21 protein-coding genes, 1 pseudogene and 2 riboswitches are annotated in these 21,677 nt (G+C 38.5%); of the genes and pseudogenes, 8 read left to right on the top strand and 14 right to left on the bottom strand.

All coding sequences use genetic code 11. The features are described from left to right. Window positions 1-478: 478 nt before the first annotated feature. The 4 genes from ACZ9EE_RS27430 to metE form a co-directional block, all read right to left on the bottom strand. Window positions 479-952, bottom strand: coding sequence for a flavodoxin domain-containing protein (locus tag ACZ9EE_RS27430; RefSeq protein ID WP_476031726.1), 474 nt, complete (start codon window positions 950-952; stop codon window positions 479-481). Further along, window positions 939-1,982 (bottom strand): ribonucleotide-diphosphate reductase subunit beta, encoded by a 1,044-nt coding sequence (locus tag ACZ9EE_RS27425; RefSeq protein WP_476031725.1) that lies wholly within the window; start codon window positions 1,980-1,982, stop codon window positions 939-941. The genes ACZ9EE_RS27430 and ACZ9EE_RS27425 overlap by 14 nt, the downstream gene beginning before the upstream one ends. Window positions 1,983-2,004: 22 nt before the next feature. Then, window positions 2,005-4,281 (bottom strand): ribonucleoside-diphosphate reductase subunit alpha, encoded by a 2,277-nt coding sequence (locus ACZ9EE_RS27420; protein WP_476031724.1) that lies wholly within the window; start codon window positions 4,279-4,281, stop codon window positions 2,005-2,007. Window positions 4,282-4,583: 302 nt separating this feature from the next. Continuing rightward, window positions 4,584-4,762, bottom strand: a riboswitch (cobalamin riboswitch). A gap of 86 nt (window positions 4,763-4,848) precedes the next feature. Continuing rightward, entirely contained in the window at window positions 4,849-7,128 is a 2,280-nt protein-coding gene (metE, locus tag ACZ9EE_RS27415) for a 5-methyltetrahydropteroyltriglutamate--homocysteine S-methyltransferase (RefSeq protein ID WP_476031723.1), read from the bottom strand. Window positions 7,129-7,284: 156 nt separating this feature from the next. Then, window positions 7,285-7,474: riboswitch (cobalamin riboswitch) on the bottom strand. A gap of 132 nt (window positions 7,475-7,606) precedes the next feature. Between metE and ACZ9EE_RS27410 the strand changes: the two genes are divergently transcribed. After that, window positions 7,607-8,149: a GNAT family N-acetyltransferase gene (locus tag ACZ9EE_RS27410; protein WP_476031722.1), complete on the top strand. Its 543-nt coding sequence runs from the start codon at window positions 7,607-7,609 to the stop codon at window positions 8,147-8,149. A 38-nt stretch (window positions 8,150-8,187) separates the two neighbouring features. On the opposite strand, the gene ACZ9EE_RS27405 is transcribed toward ACZ9EE_RS27410, so the two are convergent. Then, window positions 8,188-8,358 (bottom strand): hypothetical protein, encoded by a 171-nt coding sequence (locus ACZ9EE_RS27405; RefSeq protein ID WP_476031721.1) that lies wholly within the window; start codon window positions 8,356-8,358, stop codon window positions 8,188-8,190. 107 nt (window positions 8,359-8,465) lie between these two features. Between ACZ9EE_RS27405 and ACZ9EE_RS27400 the strand changes: the two genes are divergently transcribed. Both ACZ9EE_RS27400 and ACZ9EE_RS27395 read left to right on the top strand, forming a co-directional pair. Further along, on the top strand, window positions 8,466-8,684 hold the full coding sequence (locus ACZ9EE_RS27400; protein WP_476031720.1) for a hypothetical protein: 219 nt from the start codon (window positions 8,466-8,468) through the stop codon (window positions 8,682-8,684). Between the two features lie 206 nt (window positions 8,685-8,890). Beyond that, window positions 8,891-9,478 (top strand): DUF421 domain-containing protein, encoded by a 588-nt coding sequence (locus tag ACZ9EE_RS27395; RefSeq protein WP_476031719.1) that lies wholly within the window; start codon window positions 8,891-8,893, stop codon window positions 9,476-9,478. A 49-nt stretch (window positions 9,479-9,527) separates the two neighbouring features. Here ACZ9EE_RS27395 and ACZ9EE_RS27390 read toward each other — a convergent pair. The 4 genes and pseudogenes from ACZ9EE_RS27390 to ACZ9EE_RS27375 all read right to left on the bottom strand — a co-directional run. After that, window positions 9,528-10,754: pseudogene (locus ACZ9EE_RS27390) on the bottom strand (cation:proton antiporter); the annotation flags it as partial. Between the two features lie 276 nt (window positions 10,755-11,030). Next, window positions 11,031-12,146 (bottom strand): cysteine desulfurase family protein, encoded by a 1,116-nt coding sequence (locus ACZ9EE_RS27385; RefSeq protein ID WP_476031718.1) that lies wholly within the window; start codon window positions 12,144-12,146, stop codon window positions 11,031-11,033. A gap of 25 nt (window positions 12,147-12,171) precedes the next feature. After that, the gene (locus ACZ9EE_RS27380; protein WP_476031717.1) at window positions 12,172-12,900 is read right to left on the bottom strand and encodes a gamma-glutamyl-gamma-aminobutyrate hydrolase family protein; all 729 of its coding nucleotides are present in this window, start codon (window positions 12,898-12,900) and stop codon (window positions 12,172-12,174) included. A 19-nt stretch (window positions 12,901-12,919) separates the two neighbouring features. Further along, window positions 12,920-13,225 (bottom strand): BC1872 family protein, encoded by a 306-nt coding sequence (locus ACZ9EE_RS27375; RefSeq protein ID WP_476031716.1) that lies wholly within the window; start codon window positions 13,223-13,225, stop codon window positions 12,920-12,922. A 309-nt stretch (window positions 13,226-13,534) separates the two neighbouring features. Between ACZ9EE_RS27375 and ACZ9EE_RS27370 the strand changes: the two genes are divergently transcribed. Then, a complete protein-coding gene (locus tag ACZ9EE_RS27370) occupies window positions 13,535-13,735 on the top strand; it encodes a hypothetical protein (protein WP_476031715.1) in 201 nt (66 codons plus the stop codon). 209 nt (window positions 13,736-13,944) lie between these two features. Further along, window positions 13,945-15,012, top strand: a complete 1,068-nt coding sequence (locus tag ACZ9EE_RS27365; protein WP_476031714.1) for a sulfite oxidase — start codon at window positions 13,945-13,947, stop codon at window positions 15,010-15,012. 111 nt (window positions 15,013-15,123) lie between these two features. On the opposite strand, the gene ACZ9EE_RS27360 is transcribed toward ACZ9EE_RS27365, so the two are convergent. Next, complete coding sequence (locus ACZ9EE_RS27360; protein WP_476031713.1) at window positions 15,124-15,918, bottom strand: GNAT family N-acetyltransferase; 795 nt, start codon at window positions 15,916-15,918, stop codon at window positions 15,124-15,126. A gap of 205 nt (window positions 15,919-16,123) precedes the next feature. After that, complete coding sequence (locus tag ACZ9EE_RS27355; RefSeq protein ID WP_476031712.1) at window positions 16,124-16,945, bottom strand: S1C family serine protease; 822 nt, start codon at window positions 16,943-16,945, stop codon at window positions 16,124-16,126. A gap of 388 nt (window positions 16,946-17,333) precedes the next feature. Here ACZ9EE_RS27355 and ACZ9EE_RS27350 point away from each other — a divergent pair, with 388 nt between their 5' ends. Both ACZ9EE_RS27350 and ACZ9EE_RS27345 read left to right on the top strand, forming a co-directional pair. Next, window positions 17,334-17,654: a hypothetical protein gene (locus ACZ9EE_RS27350; RefSeq protein WP_476031711.1), complete on the top strand. Its 321-nt coding sequence runs from the start codon at window positions 17,334-17,336 to the stop codon at window positions 17,652-17,654. A 246-nt stretch (window positions 17,655-17,900) separates the two neighbouring features. Beyond that, window positions 17,901-18,680 (top strand): Cof-type HAD-IIB family hydrolase, encoded by a 780-nt coding sequence (locus ACZ9EE_RS27345; RefSeq protein ID WP_476031710.1) that lies wholly within the window; start codon window positions 17,901-17,903, stop codon window positions 18,678-18,680. Window positions 18,681-18,751: 71 nt separating this feature from the next. Here ACZ9EE_RS27345 and ACZ9EE_RS27340 read toward each other — a convergent pair whose 3' ends face one another. Then, entirely contained in the window at window positions 18,752-19,801 is a 1,050-nt protein-coding gene (locus ACZ9EE_RS27340) for an LLM class flavin-dependent oxidoreductase (RefSeq protein WP_476031709.1), read from the bottom strand. A 146-nt stretch (window positions 19,802-19,947) separates the two neighbouring features. Between ACZ9EE_RS27340 and ACZ9EE_RS27335 the strand changes: the two genes are divergently transcribed. Further along, window positions 19,948-20,235 (top strand): hypothetical protein, encoded by a 288-nt coding sequence (locus ACZ9EE_RS27335; RefSeq protein ID WP_476031708.1) that lies wholly within the window; start codon window positions 19,948-19,950, stop codon window positions 20,233-20,235. Window positions 20,236-20,400: 165 nt separating this feature from the next. On the opposite strand, the gene ACZ9EE_RS27330 is transcribed toward ACZ9EE_RS27335, so the two are convergent. Both ACZ9EE_RS27330 and ACZ9EE_RS27325 read right to left on the bottom strand, forming a co-directional pair. Next, window positions 20,401-20,598 (bottom strand): hypothetical protein, encoded by a 198-nt coding sequence (locus ACZ9EE_RS27330; RefSeq protein ID WP_476031707.1) that lies wholly within the window; start codon window positions 20,596-20,598, stop codon window positions 20,401-20,403. Window positions 20,599-20,635: 37 nt separating this feature from the next. Continuing rightward, entirely contained in the window at window positions 20,636-21,517 is an 882-nt protein-coding gene (locus ACZ9EE_RS27325) for a mechanosensitive ion channel family protein (RefSeq protein ID WP_476031706.1), read from the bottom strand. Window positions 21,518-21,677: the final 160 nt, after the last annotated feature.

Raw genomic sequence — 21,677 nt, 5'->3', positions numbered from 1 at the left:
TATCAAAATTATTACTAATTTGATATGTTTTGATTTTCCAATGGAGTTTGAAACCAATAATAATTAAAAAAAATTCCAGCACAATGATGGCTGGATTTCTCTTTATTAGGTAATCGTTGGTTTACCCAAAATGATTCTATCACTTAAATGTGAATATTTTATGAATAAATTAAAATAAATGTCTTTAACGGTATCTTTCGGCTTACTCTTAATCGTTGAAATTTTAACTGCTTCCACTGTTTCTTTTATTCATCAATTTTATTACCTGCTCCTTAGGGCTCCAGCAATTAAATTTGTAGTTTGTTTGTGTTTCATACCCTAACCGGCTGCAAAAATAGCTGATTCCTTCTGATTTTTTCTCTATTTTAAAATGACGGCATGTTGCACAGCAATGGAAATCTTTCATGGACACCAGCACCTTTTCATCTTAAAAATAACAGGGAAAAAACTTGTGATTTTTTACCTGTTATTTAGTAATTTATACTTTTAAATTGGGAGCTATTTGGTTAGCCCTTTTTATTATTGAATCAACAAACATTTCACTGCGATGAAAGTCCTGTATTTGGGGAAGCAGTTCCACTTTCAGCGTTGCAGCAAGGTTGGTGTGCACGTATAACATATCGCGAAACAAATTGACTGCTCCACAATAGTTCGGATAAAAGCTATCTCCCGTACCGAAAACCGCTGTGACCAAGTCTTTACAGTCAACCTTCTCAAAGCCTTGATAGAGTTTCCACATTTCTTTAGGGATTTCACCATCTCCCCATGTATAAGTGCCAATCACAATCGCATCAAAGTTACTTAAAAACGCAAAGGGAAAATTTTCAATCCTATAAATCAACACGTCCACCAAACGGCCGATAAAGTTTCGATAAATCATCTCCGCTAATTCTTTGGTATTTCCTGTTATAGACGTATAAACAATCGCAATCTTCATCTTATAATTCGTCAAACCCGTTGGACTGTGAGACTTTTGAGTAGGTTCTTGATTTTTGCTCAAAGAAATCCGACTTCGTCTCATTCACCATGTCATCTCCGAACACTTGAATCCAAGGCATAGGATTTATTTTTTCAGGATAAAGGTTGTTCAATCCTAACTGTCTCAACCGTTTATTGGCAAGATACTCGACATACTCTTCAAATTCCTGTAAATCAATTCCTTTAATTTCAGCTAAAATGTAATGCGCCCACTCTTTTTCAAGTTCAACCGCCTGGCCGATTGCCTGATACACATAGTTAATATTTTCCTCTGTATGAAGAGCGGGATTTTCCGTTAAAAGGATACGGATAAACTGAGCAATAAAGTAGGCATGCTGCATTTCATCGCGTTGGATATAACTGATCATTGTACTCGTTTTCAGCATTTTTTGCTCACGTGCCAGGTGATAGAAAAAGGCAAACCCTGCGTAAAAGTAAATCCCTTCAAGATTGATAGAATTCACACACAATTGGAATAAAGTTTGTGGTGTAGGATTCTCTCTAAAATACTCATATGCATCCAAAATTAATTGATTTCTCTTTTTCACAATTGGATCCACTTTGGCCTGATTGAATCGTTCATTTTGTTCGCCTATCGGGACCAAGGAGCTTAGGATATAGGAATAGGACTCATTATGAACTGCTTCTTGCTGTGAAATCACAGCGAAAATGGCTTTAAAGCTTGAGTCTGTTACATAATCCATCACCTGACTCATTGTCGGAGTTTGCAGGCTGTCAAGTGAAGCAAGCTGTGTGTTTATTCGCAGGAAAACATCTTTTTCAGTATCACTTAGGGAATCCCACTGTTTAATATCATCCTGCATATTAATTTCTTGCGCCTTCCAAAAATTCGCAAGCAGGGTTTGATACAAATCATACATTTTTGGATAGGCAATATCATTCCAATTCAGCAGACCTGAAGACTTTCCATTGATAATTTTGGTTGACTTATTGGGATATTCCGGGTTTAACAGTTTAATTTTCGTTAATGGTGTATGAATCATCTTCTCAATACCTCCTTAATTCCTAACTATGACAGGCTTCACATTCATCAATCTCTGATTGCGATGTACTTCTAATGTAATAAGTTGTTTTTAAGCCTTGCTTCCAGGCTTCCAGATGGAGATTCAACAAGTCCTTTGCCTTAATATCATGACGGACATATAGATTAAAACTAATCGATTGGTCAATATGGCGCTGGCGTGCGGCGTTCTGGCGAATGCTCCAGGTTTGATCTAATCCATGTCTTGTTCGGCGATAAAAGTTATAAGTATTATGGTCTAAATCAGGTGCGGTGACCTTAAATTTAAAGTTCTTCTTCTCTTCCGCGTATTCGACCGCATATAACGGATCAATTCCATCTGTCGACCCACCAATCTTGGCTGTTGATGAGTTAGGTGCAATCGCCATCATCCAGCCATTCCTCACACCGTATTTGGAAACATCCTCTTTCAACTGATTCCACCGTTCACTCTTATAACCTTTCCGTTCGAAATAACGTCCTGTTTGCCATTCTGATCCAGCAAACTTACTATAAAAGCCTTTTTCCTTTGCTAACAGCATCGAGGAACGAATGGTATAGTAGGCAATTTCCTCATATAGCCGATCGGCATAGGAAACCGCCTTATCTGATTCCCAGAAAATCCCCTCTAATGCCAGGAGATGATGCCAGCCAAACGTCCCCAAGCCAATCGCACGGTATTTTTTATTGGTTACTTCAGCTTGTCCAACAGAAATGGTATTAAGATCAATTACGTTATCTAACATTCTTACCTGAATGGAAATTAATCTTTCTAAAACATGAACTGATTTTGGAAGATTAATAGATGATAGATTACAAACAACAAAATCCCCCGGTTTTCGAATGATGACAATATTGCCATCTTCATCCTTAAATTCCTTGACAATGGCAGTAGCTGACATGTTTTGGGCAATTTCCGTACATAAATTACTGCAAAAAATAGATGTACGGCCTTTTCCCCGAACATGTTTGTTAGGATTTTGCCGATTGACCTCATCCCGATAGAACATATATGGCGTCCCTGTTTCTAATTGAGAAATCATGATTCTGGCCATCAGATCCATCGCTCGATACGTTTTCCTCTGGAGTAAAGGATGTCTTACCGCTTCTTCATATTTTTCAGTAAAGAACTTCTCCTCCACCTCATCATAAAAATCTTCCAGACCTAGCGGAGTCCCGTTCTCATCCTTCCAGCCCATGATTTGTTTGACTTGATGGGGGCAAAAGGTATGCCATTCTCCCACGCTTCTCCCGTTTTGATCCACTTCTTCTAGTTTCTTCATAAATAAATCTGGAATGGACACCCCGGTAAAAATATCATGTGCCTTTCGTCTTTCGTCACCATTGTTTGTTTTTAAATCTAAAAAGCCATTCATCATGTCTTTATGAAAAACATCTAAGTAAACCGCGATGGCTCCTTGTCTTTGCCCCAGTTGGTCCACACTCACCGCTGTATCATTGATGAGTCTAATCCACGGGACCACACCGGACGAATTTCCTTTGAATTTTTTAATATCAGACCCTAAAGCACGCACTTTTCCTAGATAAATACCAATACCGCCGCCATCTTTACTTAATCGGGCAATGTCCCAATTGTTTAAATAAATTCCGTCTAACGAATCATCTACCGTATCAATAAAACAAGAGGAAAGCTGCCCAAAACTTTTCCCGGCATTGGAGAGAGTCGGGGTCGCAACCGTCATATACAAGTTGCTTAATGCCCAGTATGCTTCTTTCACAAAGGTTAATCGCTTTTCCCTAGACTCGTTTTTCATCAAGGTCATCGCGATAATCATAAAGCGTTCTTGAGGTAATTCGTAGATTCTTCCCTCGTAGTCTTTCGCAAGGTATCGGTCTGCTAATAAAAATAATCCTATATAATTAAACAAATGGTCCTTGTCCGAATCTATTTCTGCCCCCAGGTTTTCGATCTCTTCCTTGGTATAATCATGTAATAAATTTTCAGAGTAGATACCTATTTTCGTCAGATATGTAAGTAGTGTATAAAAATCACCGTATTTTTCGTTTTGTTGATATCCTCTATGTTTGGCTGCTTTCTCATATAAATTATTTAAAAATAGGTTTGCCGCCAGAAAGGTCCAGTTTGGGTCCTCCATCGAGATTTGATTTAAAGCATAGAGCAGTGATTGTTCATTTCGTAAAGATACCTCTAGTTCGGTTATCTTTTGTACTAGTTCGGTTGTATCCAGATTATATTTTTCGTTTGCTCTTTTTATCGCTTCTAAAACAATATCGATTTCAGGATGATTTTTAACAGTCATATGATTACCCCTTTTTTTGTGACCATGACTCCCCGACTTTTTAGGAATTCGGTCGTAAATTTCTTCTTTTGTAACCATTGGTACACTATTCTCTGGGGCTACGGGCACAATTATCTACTTTTGTGCCCCCAGAAAACGTTTCGTCCAACCGCTCGGTCACCATTACTTGTGTCAAACAACAGTAAAAAACCCATCTTCAGAGAAGATGGGTTTAATAAAACGTGGATTGATCTAGTAAAACAGCAGGATCACTGTATTAGTCAGAATACCCCTCGTTTTATCTTCCCACTTCCCGAAGAAGATAACACGCTATAAAAATGGCAGGTCTCCTGACTTATGCTTTGAGCCTACTCTAATCCCTTCCCGTCCTAAGACAGTGGATACGATTATTTCGTCAGCATATACAGTTGCGGGTACAGTTCTGGATTTTCACCAGATTCCCTATTAAGTCTTAATAGACACCATTTTCATTGGTTATTATCTATATTTAGTATTCATTTATAAAAATAAACACTAAATATTGTATATCAACTAATATAGTACACTACTCTCACTTTGACAAGTATTTTATTTTTTCACAACAAGATTATTTCTCACCTGCCGTGCAGCTGCCACCATTACCGTTAGGGCAGCAACGGACTCCTCCAGCCCACGGGTTTTCAAACCGCAATCAGGATTAATCCAGAACAGCTTCGGATCAAGGACTTGAAGGGCCCTCTCAATGTTTCTCGTCAACTCTTCAAGTGCTGGTACACGAGGACTATGAATATCGTAAACTCCCAGACCAATCCCTTTGTCATACGTATGATCTTCAAAAGCCGATAGTAATTCACCATGACTGCGGGATGTCTCAATGGAAATTACATCCGCATCGAGGTCATTTATCGCATCGATAATATCTTCGAAATTGGCATAACACATGTGCGTATGAATTTGGGTTTCATTTTGAACCGATGTGGTGGCGAGTTTGAAGGCATATACAGCAGCATTCAAATAACGATCCCAGTTCTCACGCTTTAGGGGCAATCCTTCACGTAGTGCAGGCTCATCCACTTGTATCATCCGGATTCCATTTTCCTCAAGTATTTCCACTTCTTTGCGAAGTGCAAGGGCAATTTGATTGGCCACCTCATAGCGTGGAATATCATCGCGGACAAACGACCAATTTAGAATCGTAATCGGACCTGTTAACATCCCTTTTACAGGCTTTGTCGTTAACGACTGGGCAAAAATTGTTTCCTTGACGGTCATTGGGAACTGGAAGGAAACATCTCCATAAATGAGCGGAGGTTTTACACAGCGGGAGCCGTAGGACTGTACCCAACCGAATTTAGTGAATTGAAACCCAGCTAATTTTTCACCAAAATATTCAACCATATCTGTCCGCTCAAATTCTCCATGGACAAAGACATCTAAGCCAAGTTCTTCTTGTATTTCAATCCATCTTTTAATTTCTGCATTGATATATTTCTCATATTCCACATCTGTTAACTCGCGTTTACGCCATAGTTGGCGCTGCTTTCGAACCTCCTGAGTTTGCGGGAAGCTCCCAATTGTGGTGGTGGGCAATAGTGGTAACTGGAATGTGCCTTCCTGAATGGCTTGTCGAATCTTAAATGGCACTTCACGTTCAGCCCTAAATGAAGCCAAGTTTTCCATGTCCTTTTGTACTTGTTGATTGTTTCGGAAGGATGATTCATTCAATTCTTTAACCGCTTTTGTACTAGCTTCTATCACTTCTTGAATAGAGTCTTTACCATGACGAAGTCCTTTTGTTAGAACAACAACCTCGTCTAATTTTTCATCCGCAAAGGATAACGCATTTTTAAGTACCCCTTCCAGTGCTTCTTCACTTTTCACTGTTACAGGCACATGTAATAAGCTTGATGAGGGCTGGACGATCAGACGGTCCTTCGAAACAAACTGAGCAATTTCTGAAAGTAACGATGTTTTCTCATCAAGATTGGCGCGCCAGATATTCCTGCCATCGATAACACCAGCCGCTAACACTTTATCTTTCGGGAATCCCCACTTTTTCAAAGAGGCAAGATTCTGGCAGCCATCATGGACAAAATCCAATCCAATTCCCTGAACAGGAAGAGAAATAATCTCTTCGTAAGAATCGATGCTTTCAAAGTACGTTTGCAACAGAAGCTTTACGTTTGGTGCTGCATCATGCAATTGGTGGTAGACTTCAGAAAATATCTCTACCTCTTCTTTACAAAGGGATGTAGCTAACATAGGCTCATCGATTTGTACCCATTCCACACCTTCTGCCTCGAGCTCACTAAGTATTTCAGCATATAGCGGCACAAACTGTTGTACCACTGTTTTAAAATCACTATACCCTTTTGAGAGTTTGACAAAGGTAACCGGCCCTAAAATAACTGGTTTTCCTTCAATCCCCAGTTTTTGTTTTGCCTCTTTATAAAATTGAAGTGGACGGTTATCAACAAGAGTTGGTACAGCTCCGTCCAGCTCAGGAACAATATAGTGGTAGTTCGTATTAAACCATTTTGTCATTTCAGCGGCCACCGCATCTTTTCTTCCTCGCGCAATTTCAAAATAAGTTTCTAGCGACACTTTTCCACCACTATAGTTAAACCGGTTAGGTACCAGACCGAACATTACAGCTGTATCAAGGACATGGTCATATACGCTAAAGTCACCGACTGGAATCAGATCAATGCCCCGGTCCTTTTGCTTTTGAAGATGGTGCAGGCGAATCTCTCCCATTTGTGTTAAAAATAGCTCTTTTTCAATTTTCCCTCCCCAAAACTGTTCAAGGACCTTTTTCCACTCGCGTTTTTCTCCAATTCTTGGGTAACCTAAATTCGAACTTTTCATCTTGTTTTACATCCCCTTATATTTTTCTTTTTTGTCCCAATAAAAAATCTCCCTTTTCTTCAAGAAAAGAGAGATTGATACGCACAGTCAACTAGAATTGAGACCATCAGGATTTCTCAACACGTATTTCTCACTCCCCCCTATACACCCGTAGAGTCCAAGCGCATACAACAGGCAGGTCTCCTGACTTAGGTTCATCGCTCCTTATCCCTTCCCATTTCAATTGAAACAGTGGTTTTTTGATAAGTCGCTCACCATTACAGTGGCGGGACCGCGCCGGATTTTCACCGGTCTTCCCTTTTAAGCTGTGTAAGGATCACACAGCACCTGATGCATTTTATTATGTAATTTTTACAAACATTTTGAATTTAATAGCCATGTTAGCATGGATAACGAAGACTGTCAAAATATAATTTACTAACCTGCTTTAATATTTTGTTATAATGGTCCTATAACAAATTCTACTAGGAGTAAAAAGATGGAATTAACATATGAAGTAATCTCGGATGAAAATATTGATTGCTGTAGAGAATTATGTTATGAACTTATGGTATTCCAAAAATCAAAGGCGAAGATCAAACCTGAATTGTTTGACAGCATGAATTTTGAAACAAGGATGATTCCGTCCATCAAAAGTGCCCTACACAATTATACGGTAGTAGCAAAAGACGGAGATAAACCAGTTGGTTATGTCTACTCCAACATTTCTGCTAAAGAAGCCTATTCTAATGACTTTGCCACTTTTTTCGATCTAGCTTCTGTTAGTAAAAGTAATGTAGGATGTTTATCCAATTTTTACATAAAAGAGGAATACAGACAATTTGGGATTGGTTCTACACTTTTTAATATGTCAATGGATTGGTTAAAACAATTTGCGGATGTCGAAGATTATTTTATATTTGTCTCAAATGGCAATACAAATGCTTTGGAATTCTACAAACGAAAAGGTTTTTCGGTCAGTCATGATATTTTGGATGGTTTTATAACTGTTTTACGAAAACATAAGAAAGATATGGTGTAAATCTAACAGGTAAAACAATTGTTTTACCTGTTTATTTGTTAGAGTACAGTGACGGAAGCACGATTTCTAATTTCTAGCGGGTCTTGTGGTTCTGTTGGTTGATTGACTTCAACCATTGGTGCCCTTGATTGTGAATCATTCGCGGGACTCATTTCAGCAGGTTCACCCATATCATTCATGGCTGATGGAAAGTTATTTTGTTTATCCACATCTATCACCTCCCTATTTTATTATTTCATACAACTGAAAAAATAATTGTTTCTTTAAAAATTGGAAATAGTAATGGAGTAGAAATTAATGAGTAGGTGGGGTAATCATGGAAGAAAACAAACCAAATTTCCATAAAGAATCAATAACGAGTTCGCACGAAAATGAACCAGCCTTTAATGTATACTTAGATGAAATGCTAGTTGCCGAAGTACGTGGAAGTGATCCTACTCAACTAACCGTTATTCCGATGAGAGAACTGAATGATTATCAAGAGGACAAACTACACGAGTTTATTGAATCCATGGTTTCGGAACAAGATTATTAAGGTGAAAGGACTAACAATCTTTCGTTAGTCCTTTCACCTTACATTATTTATTTAAGCCATAAATGACTTTATCGATTTCGTCCTTTGTCGTGTACCTGCCTGAGCTAAACCGATCCGCCCCATCCCCACATCTTCAGGTACACCCATCTCCTTCTTTATTTTTAATTTAAACACAATAAGATTAATTTAAAAATGGAGGATTAAAAATGTGGACATATTTTTGGGAAGCTATACTATTTGCATCTGTAGGAACGTTTATCCTACGATTAGGAGGAAGAAAATCCATTTCACAAATGACGGTCCCACAATTGGCAATCATTATTTCATTGGGAACTGTACTTGGTGGAGAAGTGGCTGGAAAGGGAATTGGCAACTCCATAATAGCCGCTGCTACTTTTGTTGGATTTCTGGTAGTTACTGAATGGATTGCTCTGCGCTGGAACGGGACAGAAAAGGTTTTGAAAGGCGAATCAGTTCCTGTAATTTCTGAAAGGAAACTATTAATAGACAACTTAAAAACATTAAGAATTACTGTAGATGACTTGGAAAAACGTTTAAGAATGGCAGGAATTAATCGTATAGAAGATGTTCAGGTTGGAACAATCGAAAATAATGGAGAATTAGGTTATAGTCTGATGCCGCATGCCAGACCCGTCACAATGGGAGATTTAGAACGGATTTTGAAAGCTAATTTCTCACAAATTAATATAGCTAATTCGAATAACAAGGATAACATTTTTAATGAAGTAATAACAGGTGAAAATTCTAAAGAAGTTTCAAATCAATTACATTAAATAACATTGAAGACTTTAATAACAGGTCTGCATCGCAGACCCTGTTCTAGTCCTCTTCTTTATTGACGCCCAAGATGGATAAAAACGGTGTTATAGAAAGACCTTGAAAAATTAAAGAGAAGAGAACAACACTAAAGGCAATAATTAACAGGTCTTCCCTACCTTCAAAATTACGAGGAAGACTTAAAGCTAAGGCGATGGAAAGAGAACCTTTTAAACCTCCCCAATTGATCACATGCTTCCATGCATAAGGAAAGTTCTTCGAAAAAAATAAACTAGCATACACCGCAATACTTCTTGCTACAAGCACAATCAATATAGTAAATAAAATTAATTCCCATTTATCGTTGAAATTTATCCTTGTTATTTCTAATCCAACCATTAAAAAAACAACTGAGTTGGCTAGCAACGCAGTAACTTCCCAAAAATTATTTATGTTTAGCTTAGTTGTAGGACTCATACCAATTTTGGCTCCATAATTTCCAAAAATGAGACCAGCAATCACTACAGCAATTACACCTGAAGCATGGACAGATTCTGCTAATAAAAATGAGCTATAAAATAGGATAATACTGAAAATGATCTCTAACGGATAATCATCATATTGTTTGGTTAATTGAGAAAAAACATAACCAAGTGCTCCACCTATAATGAGGCCCAACGAGATTACCTTGAAAAACTCCCACAAACCATAGCCTACACCTATTGCTCCAAGGTCCAGATAGTTAAGTAAATAAAAGGCGGAAATTTTAAAAAGCACAACCGACAATCCATCATTAAATAAGCTTTCACCTTCAATAACAATCGCCAATCTCTTGTTTACCCCGACACTTTTGAAAATGGATATTACACTTACAGGGTCAGTAGCACTCATTAAAGCAGCAAAAACAAATGCTTTTGGAATGGAAAAATTCAACAGCCATATCATAAAAAACCCAATGATCAAAAAGGATAAAAGCGTTCCTCCAAAAGCCAGGGCTAAAATGGGCCCTTTATTCTCTTTTAAATGTGAGTATGGAAGCTTTAATGAGGCCTCTCCTAATAATGCTGGTAAAAACAGGGTAATAATAACAAAATTAAAAACTTCCCCTTCTGTAATAAAATCCTTTAAATGCTCTAAAATTGGAATGTTTACCAGTCCAATAATCGTTCCAACAACCACTAAGGCAATCGGGTAAGGTCGATTGAACTTTTTAGCAATAGCCGTAACACCAGCTGCAATCATGACTAACATTAGACCAATTTCAAAAATGTGATGTAAATCCAAATCATTCAATTTATACATAACCTCCTAAAGGTAAATCACTCTACTTATTCTTTGCGTTTTTCGTGCATGTATTTCATCCACTTTTTAAGTTTATGACTACAAATACAAATACCCTAAATAGAGTAGCAGCAACACCTACAGATTCAACAACTGAAAAAATAATTTTTTTTAAAAGTTGGATATGGAAAAGAGTATAAATTAATGTTTTCGTGCGAACTCTTTATTGTTTCTTAATGGAAATGGAAATGTAAATAGGACTAACAATATCTCGTTAGTCCTAACACCTTACATTATTTTTTTAAGCGATAAAATCACTTGATCGATTTCGTCTTTTGTCGTGTACCTGCCTAAGCTAAAACGAATCGCCCCCATCCCCACTTCTTCTGGTACACCCATCTCCTTTAACACCGGTGATAATTCAATACTTCCGGCATGACAAGCAGATCCTGTTGAAGCGGCTAAAAATGGGATTGCTGAAAGCAAGTCTTGACCTATTTTTCTGACAAAACTTACATTTAGTGTATTCGGAAGCCTTAATTCAGGATGACCATTTAAGACAACCTGTTCTCCGAATTCATCCTTTAGTTGACCCCAAAAATAGCTGGTCAACTCCTGTAGATGCTGATTTGTTTCCTGTTGCTTCGCAATTTCACAGGCCTTGCCTAATCCTGCGGCCAATAAAGTATTTTCCGTCCCTGCACGAAGTCCGAACTCATGCCCCGCTCCGTGAATGAGTGGTTCAAGCTCAATTCCGTTTCTAATAAAAAGTGCGCCAATTCCTTTTGGGGCATATAGTTTATGGCCAGCAATCGTTAAGAGATCCACTTTTAGTTCATTCACGTCAATAGAGACTTTTCCTGCTGATTGAGAAGCATCCGTATGAAAAGCAATTCCTTTTTTCTTAGCTATTTCCCCAATCTCTAGAATTGGCTGGATTGTGCCCGTTTCATTGTTAGAGTGCATAATGGAAATCAAGATGGTTTCTTTTGTGATTGCCTTTTCGATTTCTTCCGGTAAAACTCTCCCGTGCCGGTCGACACCTACGTATGTGACCTTTGCTCCTACTTGTTCCAGAAACTTACAAGGGTTGATAATCGCAGGATGTTCAATTTTAGAGGTAATAATATGATTGCCTTTATGTCGATTTTTAAAGTAAAATCCTTTTAATGCCATGTTATTGGCTTCACTGCCCCCGCTAGTAAAAATAACTTCTCCTGCCGAGCTTCCTATTAAATTAGCCACTTGTTTTCTCGCGTTTTGTAACACCTCTTTAACTGGGCTTCCTGCCCAATGGAGAGCAGAGGGATTTCCATAAAAATCTGTTAGCAAAGGCTGCATGGCATCTACCACTTCAGGTGCCAATGGGGTACTCGCATTATAATCCAGATAAATTTTCTTCATACATTGATCCTCCTTTTTCTAGAGTTTATAAAACAGGAACTTTCATGCTGCTTTTAATAAATTCAGCAAACAAGTTGTTCATTCGATCATTTGTACTTGCCATGGATTCAGGATGCCATTGAACTCCTACTGTAAAAGTACTTGGATGAACATATTCTACAGCCTCAACAATCCCGTCTGATGACCGAGCGACAACTCGTAGCTCACTGGCAATCTTATCGATGGATTGATGATGAAGGCTATTTACTCTGACTTGTTCAGAGCCAAGTAATTGAAATAATTTACTTTCTTTCTGAATGCTCACCCAATGAGTATCACGACTTCTGTTTACAATTTGGGTATGTTGAATCGGTTCTTTAACTTGGCTAGGAATATCCTGTATTAAGGTCCCACCAAGAGCCACATTCAAGATTTGTACTCCTCTGCAAATCGCCAGAAGGGGAATGTTGTTTTCCATTGCATATCTTACAATGGCAATTTCCACTTTATCCCGCTCAGGAATGGTTGGTCCTAATTGTGGATGAGGGTCCTGGCCATAAAATTGCGGGTCCACATCTTCTCCTCCACTTAAAATGATTCCATCACATAAAGGTAGCGTTTCAAGCGCTATTTCTGCGTTAAGAAAAGGAAGAATGATGGGTATTCCACCATTTACGGCTACTGACTTATGGTAATCATGATGCACATAGACACCTTCCATATAATGATTATGGTTAACATAGGCACCGGTGATGCCGATAATAGGTTTTTTCATAACATATCCCCCTTTAGAACTAAAGCCAACCTTCATCTATCGAGCTATTATCTGCAATCGAATAGGCTGCATTTGTGATCGCCTGCGCTAAAGTTTCACCCGTTTCACAAACATCATTAAAGCAAGCACCCGTTGTCCCATTCGTTTTATAGTTAAATCCCAGCTCTTTTAACCTTTCGACAATTAGCAGTGCATGCTCTAGATTTTCTTCAGGCTGAAACTCCGAAACTGGAATAAACTGTTCCTTTTCATAATCGTACCAGCGATCCCATCTGTTTAACTTCCAGCCTAGGATTCTGCGCGCAATGATTTCTATTTTGTTCACACCTGTTGTCTCCTTTTTTTCTACGTTTTATTATTTTACCATTTTCAAACATCCCGTCCTATCAAAATATCACACTCTTTAGTCGAATCGAAAATTTTCACATAATCGCCACAATAGACTATACTTGTACTTACTACCTTTATTTGGTTTTATTTGCTTAAGGATAGGGAAATATCTATATTGAGGTGAGAAAATAAAATGAAAGTTACGATAACAAAAGACGCAAATCAGCAGCTTATAACCTCGCTGGGAGAAGGACCGCTCGTTAGAATAAACGAAATCCGTACCACTGGTTGAGGGGCCACCTATATGTATGAACTTGCTCAGGTTGAGCAGGCAGAAAGTGAAGAAATTTTTAAAACAGATGGGATTACAATCCTGATTGACCCACTGGTGATTCGTCGTCTTGATGGGGATATCATCATTGACCATAACAACAATTATGGATTCATTCTAAAAAATAATTATGAGATCTTGACTTTTGGGATGAATTTTAAAAAGCTCTCCTAGCCTAAAGGATGTTAAACAGCCACTGTTTCAAAATAAACAGTGGCTTTCTCGTGTAATTCGATTGTTAAAGTCCACATTCTTTATATTGAAGTATTAGTGCCTGTAAAGCACTGGTCATTGGCAAATTTTACAGTAAAAGCTGTTTTGAATAATTAATTTTCAAATACATATGCATTAGGGAGTAGATTGATTTTTAAGGAGGTAGTTACTTGATACATTCTTACCAACCTGGAGTAAAGCCCTACCTTAATACAAAGTCCTTAAGGCCTGAAAACCAAGAGTCACCTATCCAATTTTTAGATGGTGAGATTGTCGATGATAAATTATTTTACCGAAGAAATCATTTTTCCTATCCTCAGTTTACTTCATCCTTCTATTTTCTCCCGATTGAGGGATTGGTGCATACTCCAAAAACATTTTCTTTACAGGAAATACATTCATTGCCATCGAAAACTATAAAAGTTGTTTTAGAATGCTCTGGAGATAAGCGTGAGTTATTTCAACCAAAGGTATTTGGAGAGCAATGGGAAAAAGGTGCAATCAGTCAAGGTATTTGGAAAGGTGTTTCTTTAAGGACGTTATTGAAGTCCACGGGCTTGCTTCATACTGCGAAAGAAATCGTTTTTGAAGGCTATGACTATGGGGAAAGACCTGATTCCAACCATATATTTAGCTTTGCAAGAAGTTTACCCATTGAAAAAGCTCTAGAACCAGATACCATAATTGCTTATGAGTATAATGATCAACCTATCCCTTTCAAGCATGGATTTCCCTTCAGATTGATTGTCCCTGGATGGTATGCGATGGCTTCTGTAAAATGGCTTAAAAAAATCACTGTGATTGACAAAGAATTTAACGGGCCCTTTCAAGCAGTTGACTACGTTTACTACCCGAACAAAGAAAACGATCAAGGAAAGTTTCCTGTCACTACGGTCCATGTAAACTCCACCATCCAATATCCATTAAATAGGCAATTATTGCATACTGGGATTTATCAAATAAAAGGAATCGCTTGGACCGGAAAAGGTATCATAACCAAGGTCGAACTTAGTTTAGATGGTGGTCAAACATGGAATATCTGTCAACTAACTTCTAAATCTAAAAAATATGCATGGGTTCATTGGAATTTTAAATGGGAGGCTCTTAAAAAAGGAGAATATACCATAAAATCAAAAGCGACTGATTCTGAAGGCAATGTTCAACTTTCAGAACCATTTTGGAACCGGAAGGGCTACGGTTATAATGCCATTGATACTGTAGTGGTCAAAGTGGAATAACGCTATAATCAACGAAGAAGTTCCTCTCAAAGAGAGATAGTTTATTATGTTAAGGCAGAGGAATCCCCTGCCTTTTTCATATATTAAATTTAGAGAATTACATCTATACCTCTAGCTATATGTATACATCATCCAGAATCCTATGTCTTCAAATCCAATTCGCTTGTAGATAGCTCCAGCTTCAGGATTATCGTAGAACAAACATAGTTCTTTTCCTTCATCTAAAAGTTCGTTGCACAACTTAAGCATACACTTAGTAGCAAAACCTTTTTTCTTGTAGTTCTCTAGCGTAGCTACACCAACAACCATCGCTGACAATGAATTTTCTGCCGCCGTTGAGGCAGTTGATACTATTTTGCCATCTTCCTTAATAAAAAAAGATCGCGAACTCCGATCTTTCAATTCCCGGAGTTTTCTTTCTAATGTCATAGTGGAACCACTAAATTCAGGAACGGAATTTAGTAATTCAACAAGTGCTTCAGCATCATTAGGATGTGCCTGTTGGACAGTCGATAGGTCCACGCTGATCTCATTATTATTTAACTTGGTACACTTGGCATAGTAAAGTTGTCTCTTCCTTTTGTATGGTTGAATCAAGTAAGGCTCAATTTGCTCGGTAATTTCCTTAAGCCCAGACATCATCTTAAATGAAGGATCATTAGACATAATCTCAGCAAATCCTCTAGCATTAAATGATTCTATCGCAAATGGTATATAGTTTTCTTCGAATTTTAATAAGACAGCAATTAGTTCTCCTCTATTGTTAAACTCGCCCCAGAGCTTTTGAAAATTTTGTTCATACCCGTATATCTCTATGTCACCAATGATAAATAAGTTTTCTGCTGGTTTCGTCTTTAACAATCTTAAGCATACCTCATGATCATGTTGAGTTAGTCTTCTTAACAAAATTCTCCCCCCCATTTCTTCGATATTAATCCTCTTTATTTTAACATTAACCAATTGGAGATGGTTGTGCTTAGTTTGAATTTTGACAATTTTAGGTTTGTGATTGGATGATCTTTTAAAAATCCGAAAATACGCTCATGGAACGGAAGGATCCCATTTATTATTGGCGGTTCCTGGGCGGAGAATAGATGTAGAGAGACCTCCTTTACGGGGCCTCTCTACCTTTTTCAAGCATTGTTTTAATATACATAGACGGTATTGCCGCTCCAACTATGTTTCTTGAATCAATTTGTGGGTTTTGTAACGTTGCAAAGATGACCCCTATCACCTGGCCCTTCTTATTGATAACCGGACTTCCACTATTCCCACGATAAATCGGTGCTTCCACCATCATCACCGGTACATCCCATTCGTCTAGTAAGGCTTTGCCAATGACAGTGCCCTCATTAGCAATTTGCGTGAAAGACAATGGATTCCCAATAAAGATGATTTTCTCGTCGATCCATTTATCCCAGTCTGAATCAAAGGCGAGCTGCAAAATAGGAAGGTTTTTTGCTTGAATATCAACAAGCGCAAGATCATGTTCCGGATCAGTTGCAATAACCTTTCCTGGGTAAGATTTCCCCGATCGAAAATACACATTTACTCTTTTCGAATTTCCAACGACATGGTTGTTTGTAACGATTAGCCCCTCAGAGTTTATGTTAAAACCTGTTCCTTTTGCACCATCCCATTCAATCGTCACGACGGCTTTTCGATATTCCTGTACGTCCGCTTGTTTAGACAGTCTATTTGAAACCTTTACAAATTGGATTGCGGGGATATTAAACAGGTTAAACCATACTTGTAATCCGCTTATTAGCAAGGAAAAGGCAAGCAGGGAACTTATGATTTTAATTATCCATTTTTTTCTGTTTTTAGAAGCTGCCTTTTGTTTTTCCCATTCCTCTGAATGTTCATCTGCAAAAAATTGGTCCCAGTCCATTTCTTCCTGTTCTTTTTCAACTTCGTTTTTTTCTACGTCCACTTTTAACCTCACATTATTTTTACTTATATATCCTATTATACATTCAACCCTTTTTATCTGCCGAATTTTACTCGTGACTTGTTTTTCAGGGGTTATCAACCCTTCTTATCTGCCGAACCGTACTCGTGGCATGTCCTTCATGGGTTATAAACGGTTTTTATCCACCGAAACTTGCTCATGATGTTGGCAAAATTATCGTTAAAAGAACATCTTTTTCAAGTACATACTTAATTTTTTTCTAGATTATGGTAGTCTAATAGTAAATTTTCAGTATATTTAGAATTATTAATTAAAACATTTTTTGCTTTCAACTATCACCTTTCACCACAAGATTAAAGCCTAATTTTTTTAATGATTTGGTAAATTAAACAATAATGGAGTGGATGGTATGTACAATTCCCAAGGTGGATCTATTGAGGTTATGAACACACGTGTCTGTCCGGATTGTGGAAGATTAACGTTAAAACATGAAGAAGCTGACTCAAACAAAAAACAAGGAATCATCTATCCTGTATTAGGTTGGACATTCTTCGTCCTTTCACTTGTTTTCATTCCCATTTTGTTTGGAGCAGCTGCGTTCTTGATGGGTTTCTTTACTTTTCATGATCGAAGTAAAGCCCACGGCACAGTCCTGATGATGTTTGCCTCAGTTGGATTAATCTTCGGTTCACTGTTCAGTATCATGGTTTCTGGAACGATGTTTTTATAGTTTTATCAATGGTTGGTAGATCCTCTATCAACCATTTTTTATTTTTAAGGAATAGCTGGAGTATCAGTCGAAGTATAATAAAATACTATCTATCACACCACGCATACAACTGATCTTTTACTGTTGATTTACGATATAATTTGTTTACACTTTTGAAAGGAACTTTTAATCGAAATAGTTGTGATATACTGAGTTATTACATCCGTTTGTTAAGGTACGCTAGAAAGCATCATAGGAGTGTGTTTGATGAATTATAAGGTTGTCATCTTAGATATAGACGGAACTATAGTTCCACATGGAAAAACCATTAGTCCTGCAACTAAGGATGCAATTCAAAGGTTAAAAGATCGAAATCTGGAAGTGGTCATTGCTACAGGAAGAGCTCCCTATTTCTCAACGTCTGTAATCGAGGATACTGGGGTAAATTCAATGATCTTCTTTAATGGTTCGTATGTTTTTCATGAAGGTAAGGAAATTTTTCAAAATGCAATCGATAAAAATATCTTGAAAAGGGTTCAACTGTTATCTGGGGATTTTCAGCATCCGCTTACGTTCTTAAGCAGTTCTAGCTTTAAAGCGACCGACCTGAGTCATCCTTTTGTGGTTGAAGCCTATAGTCGTGATCCATGGAAACCTGAACTGGCATCACCACGGTTTTGGATGGATCAGGATATTTATCAACTGTTCCTTCATTGTAATTTAGAGGAAGAGGTTCATTATAAGGCAAAAATTCCTGAGTTGGATTTCCGAAGATGGAGCTCTGGAGCAAGGACATGTGATGTCAATCTGACAAATTCCAATAAGGCTGTTGGTATCACAAAGTTATTGGAGAAGCTGGGTATTGCACCTGACGAAGCTGTGGCCTTCGGGGACGGTTTAAATGATATTGAAATGCTTTCATTAGTTGGAATGGGGGTAGCCATGGAGGCTTCCTCTGATGAATTAAAACAAGCAGCAAATATGGTGACACTGTCTGCAGAAGAAGATGGAGTTGCCTACGGGTTGGAGAAATTAGGTTTAATTTAACTGAAAAAAGCTTGTAAAATTGTCCTAACAGGACCTATTTTACAAGCTTTTCATTTCTAAATGCTAAGAATTTATTGCGCTGCTTCCCATTTAGCCACTTCTTCACGAACCCGTGGCGCAACTTCTTTACCCAGCAGCTCAATCGCTCTTAAGACATCCCCATGAGGCATGCTTCCAACCGGCACATGGAGCATGAACCTTGTCACTCCCACATTCTTACGGAGATGGATGATTTTTTTTGCAACTGTATCAGGGTCCCCCACATATAGTGCCCCTTCAAAGCTCCGTGCGGCATCAAAACTCGACCGATCGTAATATCCCCAGCCGCGCTCACGTCCAAGTACATTCATCGCTTGCTGTGTAGATGGGAAAAATTTATCGGCAGCAGTATCCATGTCATCTGCAATAAAACCATGGGAATGCGACGCTACCGTTAACTTTGAACCATCATGCCCTGCCTGTTCTGCCGCTCTTTTATAGAGTTTAACAAGCGGTGCAAACTGGACAGGACGACCGCCAATAATCGCTAGAACCAACGGCAATCCTAAAAGCCCAGCACGAATAACGGAATCGGGCGTTCCCCCACTGCCAATCCACACAGGCAACGGATTCTGTACTGGACGAGGATATACCCCTAGATTTTGAATCGCCGGACGATGTTTTCCGCTCCAAGTGACTTTCTCAGACTCCCGTAATTTTAATAAAAGGTCCAACTTCTCCTCGAACAATTCATCGTAGTCTTGCAGATCATATCCAAACAATGGGAACGATTCAATGAACGAGCCTCGGCCTACCATAATTTCTGCTCGGCCGTTTGAAAGGCCATCCAAAGTGGCAAAATCTTCAAATACCCGGACTGGATCATCTGATGATAGGACTGTTACCGCACTCGTCAGTCTGATCCTTTTTGTTTGTGAGGCTGCAGCAGCAAGGACAAGTGTCGGAGAAGACGCCGCATAGTCTTTACGATGATGCTCCCCTACTCCAAATATATCCAAGCCTACCTGATCAGCTAGGACAATTTCCTCCACGACTTCACGCAGTCGCTCTGCATGACTTATCACTTTTCCCGTCTGAATGTCCGGGGTGGTTTCTACAAATGTACTAATCCCTAATTCCACCTAAATTCCTCCTATTTTCTACACCGTGTATCTATTTAGACAGACTCATTTTATCATAGTTTGCACAAGTCCATTGCCTAACCTAACTGGGTCAAAATAATTTTGCGGAGTTTACACATAATAAAGGAAAAAAGGTGTGTTATTGTTTGGATTTTCCTACCATTGAAATGAATTTTTGGGACGCTGTCTTTGCGATCCCAATTATTATGGTATTAACCCAGTTCATTAAAGTTTATTTTAAAATTCCGAAATGGTTTGTTCCCACAATCGCTGTTTTGTTCGGACTTGGGATTTCTATTTTTATTAGCCATAAACACAGCTTCATCTCTGGTGTGTTTATGGGCTGGTTTTATGGATATGCTGCGATTGGCTCTTACGCTTCATTAAAAACCAACGTAACCTCTTTTCGTAATAAAAAAAGGAATAAGAAATAAAAAGGAAGGAATCTTTCGTAACATTTACGTTTGATTTCCTTCTTTTTTATCTGAATCTATAGGAAACTGTTTAACAATTCCATCTGTTAAAAAGTGACCCATATGAATAAGATGGGGCTCATTGATGCCGGCGGTTTTGATATCGGCGATCCTTTCCCCTTTTAATCAGTCTTCCACTTCAGTTGTCGTTAATTTTAAATGGGTATAAAACATATCTGATAGAACCTGTTTGTTCCAATTTCGGTTCGCGTTCATTAAGAATGTTACAATTTCATCGGCATTCCGGATCCAATCTTTATTAAATTGATTAACATTTGCTTGATCACCGGCTTTTGCCGCCTCGATAATTTTTCCGGCAATCATTATGCGACAAGGTCCACAGTCCCAAATCAAAAATGATTTACATGTTGTCAGGAGAAGTTGGACCTAATAAGGATTCATTATAGAGAACAATTCCAGGCATATTAATTTGATGTTCATGAAATACCTTTAATAATTCAAACCTTACCTGTCTCGATACCTCGAAATAATCGTCAGGCCAAACCAGGCCCACCATACAAAGCTCATACCCAACGTATTTCTGATTTGGGTTTAGGTCTGTAATGCCAATAAACTGAAATTCCTGCTCGGGCCTGCCGTCCTCCATTTTCAATAGGTATTGGGAGTATTCTTCATTACAAGTACTGCAGACTTGTTCCATTAACTGCTTCATCTTTTGTGGGTCTTCCTGATAACTGACTGTTATTCGTTCAATGACGCGCATTTTCCCTTTATTAAAATTTTGGATGGTACGTACTTCCCCATGTGGTATCGTCAATAATTTCCCGGACCATTCACGAATTTGCATAAAACGGATCCCTATCTCCTCGATTGTTCCAGAGTTATTACTATTAAATGTGACATAATTTCCGACCCGAAACTCTCGATCGGACAGACGAACCAATCCCAATAATATATCTTTTAAAACCTCTTGAGCTGCAAGACCGACGATAACACCAACAATACCGGCACCTGCTAATAAGCCCTTTAGGTTCATAAATTGGCCGATGAGGTAAACAATCACGATGGTCACAGAAGTGTATTTTAAGGCAGATCGGATAACCCCTTGAATGGTTTGCTCGACTTCATCCTCTAATAAATGTGATTTACGAAAAAACCAATCGACACTCCGGTTAATCACGAAGGAACTCACCGAGAGGATGAGGATCATAAACACAACTCTTAAGATTAAATAGTCCTTTATATATTTTAAGAAGGTCTCTGTATAAGCTAAAAATTCCATCGATTCACATCCTTTAAAAAAATAGGCTCTGTCTGTTATATATGGCTGTTGATTTCCGCTACAGACGCTCACTTTCCGCGGGCGGTCCCCGGGAGCTTCCTCGGCGCTTAAGCGCCTGTGGGGTCTCCCCTGCCCTGTACTCCCGCAGGAGTCGAGCGCC

It is taken from the genome of Bacillus sp. URHA0034 (assembly GCF_056280405.1).
This window is presented reverse-complemented; position numbering and strand designations above follow the sequence as displayed.